General features: G+C 74.7%; 9 protein-coding genes. 1 reads left to right on the top strand and 8 read right to left on the bottom strand.

The window, feature by feature from the left end:
* Nucleotides 1-12: 12 nt before the first annotated feature.
* Nucleotides 13-912 carry a LysR family transcriptional regulator gene (locus ACZ3TI_RS38910; protein WP_465734998.1) on the top strand — a complete coding sequence of 300 codons (900 nt, stop codon included), beginning with the start codon at nt 13-15 and terminating at the stop codon, nt 910-912.
* An 82-nt stretch (nt 913-994) separates the two neighbouring features.
* Here ACZ3TI_RS38910 and ACZ3TI_RS38905 read toward each other — a convergent pair whose 3' ends face one another.
* The 8 genes from ACZ3TI_RS38905 to ACZ3TI_RS38870 all read right to left on the bottom strand — a co-directional run bounded on the left by ACZ3TI_RS38905 (nt 995) and on the right by ACZ3TI_RS38870 (nt 12248).
* Nucleotides 995-1726 (bottom strand): ZIP family metal transporter, encoded by a 732-nt coding sequence (locus ACZ3TI_RS38905; RefSeq protein ID WP_465735029.1) that lies wholly within the window; start codon nt 1724-1726, stop codon nt 995-997.
* 283 nt (nt 1727-2009) lie between these two features.
* Complete coding sequence (locus ACZ3TI_RS38900; protein WP_465734996.1) at nt 2010-3761, bottom strand: restriction endonuclease; 1752 nt, start codon at nt 3759-3761, stop codon at nt 2010-2012.
* Between the two features lie 114 nt (nt 3762-3875).
* Nucleotides 3876-5651 (bottom strand): hypothetical protein, encoded by a 1776-nt coding sequence (locus ACZ3TI_RS38895; RefSeq protein ID WP_465734994.1) that lies wholly within the window; start codon nt 5649-5651, stop codon nt 3876-3878.
* A 459-nt stretch (nt 5652-6110) separates the two neighbouring features.
* Nucleotides 6111-6767: a YigZ family protein gene (locus ACZ3TI_RS38890; protein WP_465734992.1), complete on the bottom strand. Its 657-nt coding sequence runs from the start codon at nt 6765-6767 to the stop codon at nt 6111-6113.
* 193 nt (nt 6768-6960) lie between these two features.
* Entirely contained in the window at nt 6961-8250 is a 1290-nt protein-coding gene (locus tag ACZ3TI_RS38885) for a DUF6986 family protein (protein WP_465734990.1), read from the bottom strand.
* 110 nt (nt 8251-8360) lie between these two features.
* Nucleotides 8361-9974, bottom strand: coding sequence for a DUF2637 domain-containing protein (locus ACZ3TI_RS38880; protein ID WP_465734988.1), 1614 nt, complete (start codon nt 9972-9974; stop codon nt 8361-8363).
* 247 nt (nt 9975-10221) lie between these two features.
* Complete coding sequence (locus tag ACZ3TI_RS38875; protein WP_465734986.1) at nt 10222-10887, bottom strand: response regulator transcription factor; 666 nt, start codon at nt 10885-10887, stop codon at nt 10222-10224.
* Nucleotides 10839-12248, bottom strand: coding sequence for a sensor histidine kinase (locus ACZ3TI_RS38870; protein WP_465734983.1), 1410 nt, complete (start codon nt 12246-12248; stop codon nt 10839-10841). The genes ACZ3TI_RS38875 and ACZ3TI_RS38870 overlap by 49 nt, the downstream gene beginning before the upstream one ends.
* Nucleotides 12249-12490 lie beyond the last annotated feature (242 nt).

The following is a 12490-nucleotide window of genomic DNA, read 5'->3' as shown; positions in this document are numbered from 1 at the left end:
TAGGATCACTGCATGATGGATCTGGGGCGCCTGCGGGCGTTGCACGCGGTGGCGGTGCACGGCTCGGTCGGCGGGGCGGCGGCCGCGCTCGGGTTCACGCCCTCGGCGGTCTCGCAGCAGATCGCCAAGCTGGAGCGGGAGACCCGGACGGTGCTGCTGGAGCGGCAGGGCCGGGGCGTGGTGCTGACCGACGCGGCGCGCGAGCTGGCCGCCACCGCACAGACCGTGCTGGGACTGGTGGAACGGGCCGAGGTACGGCTGGAGGAGCAGCGCGGCCAGGCGGTCGGACGGCTGCTGGTCGCCGCGTTCGCCTCCGGTGCGCGCGGGCTGATGCCCGGGGTGCTGGCCGATCTGCGGCGGCGCTGCCCGGAGCTGGACGTACGGCTGCTGGAGCGGGATCCGTACCCGGCGGCCGAGCTGGTGGCCCGGGGCGAGGTGGACCTGGCGCTGGTGCAGGACTGGCCGACCGTGCCGTTGCCGGTTCAGGACGGGGTCTCCCGGCTGGACCTCGGGACGGACCCGGTGGACCTGCTGCTGCCCGCCGACGACGAGCTGACGGCGCTCGACCCGGTGCCGGTGGAGCGGCTGTGCGGGCAGCGCTGGATCAGCGTGCCGCCGGGCAACATCTGCCACGACTGGCTGGTCCGCACGCTGCGCGAGGCCGGTGAGGAGCCGGACGTGCGCTACCAGGTCGGCGAGTTCGAGACGCAGATCGCGCTGGTCGCGGCCGGGCTCGGGATGGGCCTGGTGCCGAGGCTCGGGCGGGGCCCGCTGCCGCCCGGCGTGGCGGCCCGGCGGGTGACGCCGGAGCCGAGCCGCCGGGTCTTCGCGCTCTGGCGCTCCCAGGCCTCCCGGCGGCCGGCCATCACCGAGGCGCTGGCCTCGATGCGGCAGTGCTGGGGGCGGCTGTAGCGGCGGGGGTGTACGTACGGAGGCGCGCGGGCGGTCGGCGTCAGCGGGCGGCGTCAGCGGGCGCACGCGGCCTCACGCGGCTTCACGCGGCGAAGCCGATCACCAGCCACATGAAGCCGACCCCGGCGATGGTGCACAGCAGGGTGCTGCGCGAGGGGTGCGGGCTGTGGGCCTCGGGGAGGATGTCGGAGGTCGCCAGGTAGAGCAGGAAGCCCGAGAAGAAGCCCAGGTAGAGGCCGAGCAAGTGCTCCGGGATGGTGAACGCCAGGGTGATCGCCGCGCCGGTCACCGGCGCCAGCGCGTCCGCCGCGAGCAGGGTCAGCGCCCGCCGCCGGTTGTTCCCGTACAGCCGGGTGATCGTGTAGGTGTTGAAGCCGTCGGCGAAGTCGTGCGCGACCACCGCGATGGCGACCACGGTGCCAACCGTGGTGCCGGCCTGGAAGGCGGCGCCGATCGCGAAGCCGTCCATCACGCTGTGCCCGACCAGGGCCAGCGCGGCGGTCAGCCCGACGCCCTGGTGCCCGGCGGTGTGGGCGTGCCCGTGGTGGTGGCCGCCGTGGGTGTGCTCCGCGTACTCGCCCTCGTGGCTGCGGTGGATGGCGACCGCGCGCTCGACCACGTGGATGGTGAGGAAGCCGGCCGCGAACATCAGCAGCGCCTGCGGCACGCCGTGCACCTCGCCGGGCGCCTGGTTGATCGCCTCGGGCAGCAGGTCGAAGGCGACCACGCCGAGCATCAGGCCGGCGGCGAAGCCGAGCACCAGGTGGCGGCGGTCGCCGGTGCGCTGGGCGACGAAGCCGCCGATCAGTGTCATCAGGAACGCGCCGGCGGCGACCAGGACGGCGGTCACCGGGCCGCCTCCGCCGCGGGTGCGTCCGGATGGCTGGTGTCGCCGTGTGGTCTGCGGAGCGCTCTGCCCATTCCTCTTCCCCTGGGGTCCGCCCGTGTCCGGGCCGACCGCCGACCGTACCGGACGACCGTTCGACGGCTGTCGACCGGGGTGCCGGGTGCGGCCGGGGCTCGTTCCCCAGCGTCGGTCCGGGCGTGGCGGGGCGCCCGCCGGATGGGCCGTCGGAGCGATCCCGCCGGTGGGGCGGTCAGCGCCCGGCGGCGAGCGGCAGGCCGAGGTGAGTGCGGGCGAGTTCGCGGACGCCGTCGCCGTCGATCAGGTGGATGTGCCGGTGGCTCTCCTCGCCGCTGAGGTCCAGGGCCTCGTCGGCGAAGCGGCCGGTGGTCAGCCGCAGGCCACGCTCGGCGGACTCCTCGCGGACCGCCTCGGCCAACGTGGCGATCTCCTCCGCGGTCACCGGCTCGGCCCCCCGGGAGGCCCAGACCACCCAGCGACCGGGCAGCGCGCTGCCGGGGGCGCCCTCCCCGGTGGCGACCAGCCCGGCCGGGCCGCGCAGCCGTACGCTCCACTCGGCCAGCCCGCCCCGGGTGAGCAGGTCGCGCACCAGCTGGGCGAACTCGTTGGCGGAGAGGTCCGGCGCGGCCGGCACCGCGGCCCCGGCCTGCGCGGCCGGCCGGACGCCCACCCGGTCGTACGGGTCCGGGGTGACGGTGGCGCCCAGCTGGCGCAGCCGGACCAGGGCCTCGTCCTGCTCGGCGTCGGCGTAGACGCCCTCGTCGTCGCGCTCCTCGTACGGGGTCTCCGGCGGCAGCAGCCGGGTGCGGGCCAGCGCGTCGCGGTCGGCGTCCACGCTGACCAGGCAGAGCGGCTCGACCGTACCGGGCTCGCGCAGCCAGCCGTTGAGGACGACGCCGGCGAGTATCTCGTCGGTGTCGACGGCGTCGGCGGCCTGCAGGGCGCGCAGCGCGAGCCGGGCGACCAGCCGCAGGTAGTCGGTGGCCCGGTCGGCTGGCGGGCGCGGCACCGGGACGATGTCGCCGTCCGGGGCGAGCCGGTAGCCGGTGAGCGAGGGCACCAGGTCGAGCGGCGGCAGGTCGAGGTCCAGGACGGCGGTGCGGGTGAGCGGGCGGAACACCGCCCGACAGGGGGCGGGCAGGTCCTGGGTGGCGGTCTCGGCAGCGGCCAGCGCCCGCTCCAGCAGCGACTCCACGGCGGCCGGCTCGGCCAGCCGGTAGGCCCGTCGGCACTCCTCCAGGCTCTCGTTGTACTCGCGCACGGCCCGCGCGCGTGCCTCCTCGGCAGCCTCGTGGACGCGCCGGGACTCGTCCGCGGCCGGGCTGCCCGCCTCGGCCTGCCGGGTGCGCCACTCCCGCAGGGCACGCTGGTGGGCGAGCCGGGCCTGTGCCAGTTCGCGCTGGTAGCCGGAGTCGAGCAGGCGGCGGGACGGTCCGCTCTCGGGGTCGGCCGAAGCCGGCTCGGCGGGCGCGAAGTCCGCCCAGCGGGGCTCCGACCCGGCAGCGTCATCGGGACCGTCGGCCGGGTAGGGGCGGGGCTCGTAGTGGCGCAGCTGGCTCTCGAAGTCCATCGCCGATACGGGCAGGGCGGCCCGCCGCAGCACGTCGGCCAGCCGGTCGTGCTCGGCCTGGACGGTGACCGTGCGGTGGTGGGTCAGGGCGGCGGCGCGGGCGTGCGCCGCGACGGCCTCGTCCGGGTCGGTGCTGCCGGGAGCCGGGGCGGTGGTGTCCGGGCCGACGCCGTCTTGGCCGACGCCGACCTCGCCGGTGGAACCGGTGGAACCGGCGAGGTCGGCGGAACCGGCAGGGCCCGGGACGGACGGGCCGTCACCGGCCGTGCCCCCGTCGGGGCGGCCGGTGCCGGCACCGTCCGGCTCCGGAGCCTCGTCGACGCCGAGGTCACGGAAGACCGAGGCGAGGAAGCCCGGTTGGGGGATCCGGACGGTGGCGGCGCCGTCGGACCGGCCGTCTGCTGAGTGCTGCATCGGTCGTCGTTCCCCCATGCTCGTCCGGCGCCTGCCCGGGGCGGTCGACGAACCCGCGAACCCACCCCTGCCGGACATTGTCCACCGAACGGGCGCAGCGGTCAGCCAAGCCGGTCAGTTGGTCCGGGTGTTGGTCAGGTGCAGACCGATGTAGCCGACATAGATCCGGCCACTGCCCGAGCAGTCGTCCAGGTAGTGCAGCCGGGGCGCGGTGCGGCCGCCGCCGATCCGCAGGTGCGCTCCCATGAAGGCACGCCGGGAGGCGTCCACGCAGGCCGGCACCGGCAGCATCCGTTCGCGTTTCCACTTGGTGTGGCTGAACACCGTCCTGGACTCCCCGCGCACCGCCTTGCGCGGCGGGAAGCGGTGACAACCCTCCGGGGTGTGCTCGCACCACTGCTTGAAGTCCCCGCCGGCGGTGCCCCGCACCGCTGCCTCGGCGTACTCCTGAAGGGCGGTCAGACCGTCCCAGGCGAGCCGGGCCCAGCCGGCGCCGGTGCGCTGGAGCTCGTCCAGGGCGAGCGTGGCCTTCTGGTCCCCGGTGAAGGTCAGCAGCGAGAACTCGCCCAGCCGGGCCATGAGTTCGGTGAAGGACCCGGGCTTGCCGCAGTCGTCGGCGGGCCGGACGACGGGGTGCTGCCCGAGGGCCGGACCGGTGCCCGACGTGGTGCAGTGGCGGCCGCTCAGGGCGCGGGCCCCGGAGCGGAGGCGGCCCTCACGCGCGTCCCGGGTGTCGTGGCCCTCCCGGCTCTGGCCCCGGTCACGACGCTCATGGCGCTCCAGGCGCAGGGTTCGCCGGACCAGCTCCAGCTCGTCGGCCCGGGCCTGCTGCTCGGCGCGGTCCTGCTGCTCCTCACGGGCGAGCTCGGCCAGCTCGGCCAGCTCGACCGGCTCTGCCGGTGCGGTCCGGTCGACCCGTACGGTGGGCTGGTCCGCTCCCGGATGCGCGGTACCCCGGCCGGCGGCCTGCTCGGCGGCCCGGCGGAGCTGCGGCGGCGGGACGCGCAGCACCGGGACGGCCGCCAGCGCGGGCGGCAGCGGCTGGTCGGCGGCGAGGCGGCGCGGCTCACGGGCGAGCAGCCCGGCGGCGCGGCGGAGATCCTGTTCTATTCGCCCCCGGGCGAGCACCGGATGCCGGGCGCCGTCCTGCCGGGAGGCCGGGTCGACCTCGGGCAGGTAGGTGCGCACGGCCCCGCCGTAGACGGTGTGGTACTCCAGCGCGACGTTGAAGCCGGTGCGGGCACCGGGATCCAGCACGTAGGCCGTGGCGAGGCCGGGCAGCTGGTGGCAGAGCGGAGCGACCACGTCCTCGACCCAGAGGTCGAGCGGGAGGTTCACCGGGACGCTGGCGACCACGGTGGGCAGGCGGCGTTCCGGGTCGCACAGCTCGTCGATCAGGGCGTCCACTTCGTCGGCCGTGATCACCCGGGGCGCGGAGTGGACGGCGGTCGGGCCGTCGGTGGCGTCGAGCAGCGGCAGGAGTGAGCGGGCGAGCTCGGGCACCGGCACCCGGCAGGGGGTGCGCACGCCACTGCCGGTGCTGTGCGTCTCGGCCTCCAGCCGGACCCAGGTCGGGCCGCCGGCGGCGGTGGCCACGGTGAGCGTGAGCTGCTGGGTACCGTGCGGGGCCGGGGTGCGCAGGCGGCGACGGTCGTAGCGGCCGGCGCCCGGACCGCCGCGCAGCGGTCCGTGGTCGCGGTCGAGCAGGACGCGATCGCCCAGGCGGAGGCGCTCGGCGAGGCCGGGGGTGGCGGGGAGCGGTCCGTCGGGCGTGGGAGCCTCCGGGATCGGCGGGGGCTCCTCACAGCCCTCCTGTTTCAGCCAGGAGGCGAGCTTCTCGTCGGCCAGGGCGACCGCCTCGGCGTGCGGGAGCGCCGTGGTGACCGTCATCCGGTAGGGCGTCGCGGGACCGCGGGGGCCGGGGAGGTCGGCACCAGCGTGCGAGCGGGAGCGGTTCGAGGTCGGGCGAATCGAGGTCGAGCGGTCTGGAGTCGAACGGTCTGAGGTCATGCGCATACCTCCGTGGTGCGGGGTGGGGTCCTGTGTCCTCCATCGATGGGTTTCGTCCGGTTCCGCCGGATCCTTGCCCAGGAAACGCCACGGCCCGGAGCGGAAGTTCCAACTCCGGGCCATGACCCTACGTTCGGGTGAATCTGTTCAAGCCGTCTTCCGCGTGGCGCGGGGCCTGGGCTACGGGGAACGACCCCGTGCGGGCCCGGCGGGGCCGCGCTCGTACCACGGGTTCGGCCCCCGGGCTCACCGCCGGCGCGGCTGCGGACCGGTCCCACCGGCCGGTGCCGGTGGGACGCGCCGGCGCCTGTGCCCTGCCTGCCCTGCCCTGCCCTGCGCTCAGACCGGCACCTCGACGTAGGTACGACCGGCCGGGACCGCAACCGCGGTACCCCCGGTCGCCTCGGCCAGCCAGGTGTGGAAGGCCGCCACCCCGGGCTCCGGCACCCCCACCTCGATCCGCACCCCCGCCGCCTCGTAGGCCAGGTCGCTGACCGTGTACCCGGCCGCGCGCAGGTCGTTCTCCACCCGCCCGGCCCGGACGTGGTCCGCCGTCACCGCGAGCAGTGCGACCGGCCGCCGCTCCAGCAGGCCGATCTCGTCCACCGCCTCCGAGACCGCGTTTCCGTACGCCCGGACCAGGCCGCCGGCACCGAGCTTGATCCCGCCGAAGTAGCGGGTGACCACGGCGACGGTGTCGGTCAGGCCGCGTCGGCGCAGCACCTCCAGCATCGGCACCCCGGCCGTGCCGCCGGGCTCGCCGTCGTCGCTGGAGCGCTCGCGGCGCTGGTCGTCGCCGACCACGAAGGCGGTGCAGTTGTGCCGCGCGTCCCAGTACTGCTTGCGGATGCCGGCGATGAAGGCCTGCGCCTCGTCCTCGTCGGCGACCCGGGCGAGGTGGCAGATGAACCGGGACTTCTTGATCTCGATCTCGTGGCTGCCGGCCCGCCGGATGGTGAGGTACGGCCTGGCGGTGGGCTCCGGCGTGGCGGACATGACGCGGTGCTTCTCCCGGGAACGGCGACGGCTGGCGGCGCACCCCGGGTCGCCGGGGTGGCACCGCCAGCCTAGGCCCTGCCCAGTGGGCCGGAGGGGCCGCGGGTTCGGGGTCCGCAGGCCTGGGGTCCGCAGGTCCGGGGTTCGCGGTTCAGCGGCCCGGGGTCAGTGGCCCGGGGTCAGCGGCCCGGGGTCAGCGGCCGGCGAGGGTGTTCAGCCGCTCGCGGTCCAGACCGGTCAGCGCGGTGACCTCGGCGAGGTCGACGGCACCGCAGTCCAGGCCGCGCAGCAGGTAGCCGCTGAGCGCCCGGGCGGTGGCCGGCTCGTCCATCACGTCGCCGCCCGCCTTGGCGACGTACGCGGCCAGCCGGGCGGCGGCGGTCGCCAGGCCCTCCCGGTAGAAGGAGTACACCGCGACGTAGCGGGTCGGCAGGTGCGCCGGGTGCATGTCCCAGCCCTGGTAGTAGGCGCGGGCCAGCGAGCGGCGGACCAGGTCGTGGTGGAGCTTCCAGGCGGCGTGCACCTGCTCGGTGGGGCCGGTCGGGATGACGTTGGTCGAGCCGTCGGAGAGCCGGACCCCGGTGCCGGCCGCGGCCACCTGCATGACCGCCTTCGCGTGGTCGGCGACCGGGTGGTCCATGCTCTGGTGGGCGGCGCTGACGCCGCAGGCCGCGCTGTAGTCGAAGGTGCCGTAGTGCAGCCCGGTGGCACGGCCCTCGGCGGCCTCGATCATCCGGGCGACGGTGGCCCGGCCGTCCGGCCCGAGGATGGCCTGGGTGGTCTCGATCTGGATCTCGAAGCCGATCCGGCCCGCGGGCAGCCCGGCCCGGTGCTCGAAGTCCTCCAGCAGCCGGACCAGCGCGGTGACCTGCTCGGCGTAGGTCACCTTGGGCAGGGTGAGGACCAGACCGGCCGGCAGACCGCCGTGGGCCAGCAGGGTGGCCAGGAAGATCTCCAGGGTGCGGATGCCGCGGGCGCGGACCGGCGCCTCCATGCACTTGATCCGGATGCCGATGTACGGCGGGGCGCTGCCCTCGGCCACGGCCGCGGCGATCAGCTCGGCGGCCCGGACGGCGGCCGCGTCCTCCTCGACGTCGGGGCGGGGGCCGTAGCCGTCCTCGAAGTCGATCCGCAGGTCCTCGATCGACTCGCGTTCCAGCTTGGCGCGGACCCGGGCGTGCACGTCGGCGAGCAGCTCGTCGTCGGCGACACCGAGGGCGCGGGCCAGCTCGGCGGGGGTGCCGGCGTGAGTGTCGAAGGCCACCAGGGCCTGGCGGCCCCACTCCCGTACGGTGTCGGCGGCGAAGGCGTCGGCCGGGACGTAGACGGTGTGCACCGGCTGCCTGGCTCCGGAGTCGCCCGGGTAACGGCGCGCCAGGTCGGCGTCGACCGGGGCGAGCAGCGCCTCCACGGCGGCCCGGGCTGCGGTGGAGAAGGAGGCCCCGTCCGTCGGCCCGTTCCCGTCGACCTCGACCTGAGACATCCGCACTCCTCCATGCCGAACCGGCGCTTCAACAGTTTGTTGAGGCGAAGGTAGCTTCGGCGGGGTCGGCCGTCAATGGCGGACCGAGCGCTGGACGGCGGCGGCTCCGGTCAGTCCCGCCCGGCGGCGGCGTAACGGTCGCGCAGCTCCGGGAAGAGCTCGGCGACCTCCTTGGGGTGGACCGAGCCGTCGGGGCCCTTGCCGGTGAGGCCGTATTCCCTGGTCAGCCAGTCGGCGAGGCGCTGCGGATCGGGCTGGTGGCCGTGGTTGTCCATGTACGTGACGAGCGCCTCGTACGCGAGGTCCGGGTCGAGCCGCGAGGGAGCCGGGCGGGAATCGGTCTGGTCGGCTTGGGCGGGCTCCTCGGCCGGGACCGGCTGCTCGGACTGGGTGGGCTGCCCCTGCTGCTGGTTCGGCTGGGGCTGCTGCGACTGCGGCTCGACAGACTGCTCGGGCTGGTGCGAGGCGGTCGGGCGCTGGGCCTGCGGCCGGGGCGCGGGGGCGGTGGGAGCAGGGCCGGACGTGGGGGCGGCGGTGGGAGCGGGCCCGGCGGCGGGCTCCTCGACGACCGGGCGCGGGGGCTTGAACCAGGGCGAGGCCTGCCCTGGTACCCGCCCGCCCGGGCCGGCGTCGGCCGGGTGGCCGGTCGTGCGGACCGGGCGCTCGGTCCAGACGTTCAGCTCCTCCCGGCGCGGCTGCGGGGCTGTGTCCTCCGCCACCTCCGGCTCGTGCGCGGCCCGCAGCCGGACGGCCGCCAGCTTCGCCAGCATGGGCGCCGCCACCTCGGCGGGCATCGGCGCGACGGCTGCGGGGGCGGGGGCTTCGGCCTGGGGCTGGGCCTGGGGCTGGGGCTGGGGCTGGGGCTGGGGCTGGGGCTGGGGCTGAGCGTGCTGGGCCTGCTGGGCCTGCTGGAGCTGCTGGGTAGGAGCGGGCTGAGCAGCCGTGGCGGCTGCCGCCGGGGCGATGGCGGCGGTCCGGCCGTCCGGGAGCTCGAGCTCCCGCTGCTCCTGCCCCGCCGACGCCTCCTTGGCCTCGCGCTCGCGGGTCTCGTCGTCCAGCCGGTCGAGCAGCGCCGGGTCCAGCGGGACGCCGAACTTGGCCAGCTTGAGCGGCAGCAGCGCCTGGATCGGCGCCGAGCGGCGCCAGCCGCGGCCGTAGCGGAAGCGGAGCTGCGCCCGGTAGACCAGCCGGTTCTGCTCCAGCCGGATGACCTCGTCGTAGGAGCGGAGCTCCCAGAGCTTCATCCGCCGCCAGAGCCGGAAGGTCGGGACCGGGGACAGGATCCAGCGCATCACCCGGACCGATTCCATGTGGCGGTCCGCCGTGATCGCCGCGATCCGCCCGACCGCGTGCCGGGAGGCCTCGACCACGACGACGAAGAGCACCGGGATGACGGCGTGCATCCCCATGCCGAGCGGGTCGCCCCAGGAGGCGGCCGCGTTGAAGGCGATGGTGGCGACGGTCAGCAGCCAGGCGGTCTGTCGCAGCATCGGGAAGGGGATCCGCAGCCAGGTCAGCACCAGGTCGAGTGCGAGGAGCACGACGATGCCCGCGTCGACGCCGATCGGGAAGGCGTAGGAGAAGGCGCCGAAACCTTTCTCCATGGCCAGCTCGCGCACCGCGTTGTACGAGCCCGCGAATCCGATGCCCGAGATGATGCAGGCGCCGGCCGCGACCAGGCCGAGCAGGCCCCGATGGGCCTTGGTGAGCGTTGGGCGTGCCATTACGTCTATCAACCCCTGGATGTCGGCTGCGGCCGTACGCGCTGCCTCGACTGCCCCGTCCCGCTGATCGGGCCGCCGGACGGTCGAGCGACCTCCGGGCTCGGCTCACCGGAGTTTACTCGTACGCCTGTTTAAGCGTTCCCGCAGCCTGGGGTGTCACAGCGCGGGGCGTCATGGCGGGCCGCGGCGTGCGGCAGCCCGCCCCTCGGGACCGGCCGGATGTCGGCGCGGCTGTCCCGCCGGACCGTCAGCCGCCCTGCGCCGCTGTGCCGTTGAGGTAGGCCAGCACCGCCAGCACCCGGCGGTTGGCGTCCTCGTCCGGCGCGAGTTCGAGCTTGCTGAAGATGTTGGCGATGTGCTTGGCGACCGCGCCGTCGCTCACCGAAAGACGGGCGGCGATCGCCGAGTTGGAACAGCCCTCGGCCATCAGCTCAAGCACCTCGCGCTCGCGCGGGGACAGCCGTAGCAGCGGCCCCGGGCGGCGCGAAGTGGTCTGCATCAGCTTGGCGATCACGTCCGGGTCCATCGCCGTCCCTCCCGCCGCCACCCGGCGGACCGCGTCGATGAACTGCCCCGCGTTGAACACCCGGTCCTTCAGCAGGTAGCCGATCCCACCCGTACCGTCGGCCAGCAACTCCCGCGCGTACAGCTGCTGGACGTGCTGCGACAGCACCAGCACGGGCAGGCCCTGGATCTCCCGACGGGCCTTGAGCGCGGCCTGCAGCCCCTCGTCGGTGAGCGTCGGCGGCAGCCGGACGTCGACCACGGCCACGTCCGGGCGGTGGGTCAGCAGCGCCTCCAGCAGCTCGGGCCCGGTCTCCACCGCCGCGACGACGGTGAACCCGTGCGCTTCCAACAGCCTGATCAGGCCTTCGCGAAGGAGGTAGAGGTCCTCGGCGAGGACAACTCGCACGGCAACTCCAAGGTGATGGTGGTGGGACCGCCCGACGTGCTGTCGATGGCGAGGACACCGTCGAAGGTACCCAATCGCTTCTCGATACCGCGCAGTCCGGTCCCCCGCGCGGGATCGGCCACGCCCACGCCGTCGTCCGTCACCGTCACCCGCAGGAAGCCGGCCCGGTACAGGATGTCCACCCACACCTGGTCCGCCCCCGAGTGTTTGGCCGCGTTGGCCAGCAGCTCGCAGATGCTGAAGTACACGGCGGCCTCCACCGGGGCCGGCGGCCGGTCCGGCAGGCTCACGAAGACCTCGGTCGGCAGCGCGTTGTCCAGCGCCAGCGCCCGGACCGCGTCGCCCAGTCCGCGCTCCGCGAGCACCGGCGGGTGGATGCCGCGGACGAGGTCCCGCAGCTCCTGCAGGGCCCGCGCCGAGGACTGCCGGGCCTCGGCCAGGAGCTCGCGCGCGGCCGCCTGGTCGGTGTCCATCAGGTGCTCGATGGTGCCCAGCGTCATCCCGATCGCGACCAGCCGCGCCTGCGCGCCGTCGTGCAGGTCCCGCTCGATCCGCCGCAGCTCGGCCGCCTGGTTGCCCGCCGCGTCCGCCCGCGTCTCGGTCAACTCGGCCACCCGCCTGGTCAGCTGGGCGCGCGTCGCCCGGCCGTCCTGGTCCAGCACCCGGCGGGCCACCTCCGCGTACGCACGCAGCGCGAACGGTGCCACGAGTATCCCGACGACCAACATCGCGGCCCCGACCGCAAGGCTCAGCACGATCGACTCCATGCGCCCGCTCAGCGGGCCCACCCCGTCCGCGGGCACCGGCCCCGACAGGGAGAAGGCGGCACCCAGCACCAGCACGGCGACCACCGGGCCGACCAAGGCCAGCACCAGCAACGGGTTCACGAGCAGCCACGTCAGCTCGGCCCTGGTGGTCTGGTCCCGCAGGCCCCAGTGCACCAGCTGCGCGTACTTCGCCACCGTCCGGGAGCGGTGGTAGGAGTACCCCGTCCACCAGTGCCCGCGCCCGTCCAACTCCAGCCCCGGCCGCGGCTCGTACTCCGCCGGCAGCCGGATGCCGAACCAGCGCTCCATCTGCCCGCGCGTCCGGTTCGCGGTGCGGCGGATATTGGCGGCGGCCACCGCGGTGCCGACAGCCGCTGCCACCAGTAGCGCGAGGAAGACCTCCAGGTCGTACTCCTCCAGGAACTGGGCCGTCACCACCCCCGCGAAGATCGCAGCACCCACCGGCAGCACCACCCCCGGCACCGCGGACAAGACCACCACGACAAGCCGCGCCAGCCCCTGACCGCCGGCCATGAAGGCCGCCTCGGCCTGAGCACGTACGGACGTGCCGCTCGTACGACTCACTGTTGTCACGGGAAGCTCCTGATGCCGGTACCGATCGTCCTCCATCAGTCTTCACGAACCGCCGGGCACCCACACTGGCCATGGCACCCCAAAACCGAGGTAGACCTAGGACCACCTGCTGGTGGTCGAAGCAACACCAGCTCTTGGGCTGGTCCAGAAATGCGAAGAACCCCCAGCCCGGTTTCCCCGGCTGGGGGTTCTTCTGAAGAATTGTTCGGCGGCGTCCTACTCTCCCACAGGGTCCCCCCTGC

The organism is Kitasatospora sp. NPDC023120 (assembly GCF_055560835.1).
This window is presented reverse-complemented; position numbering and strand designations above follow the sequence as displayed.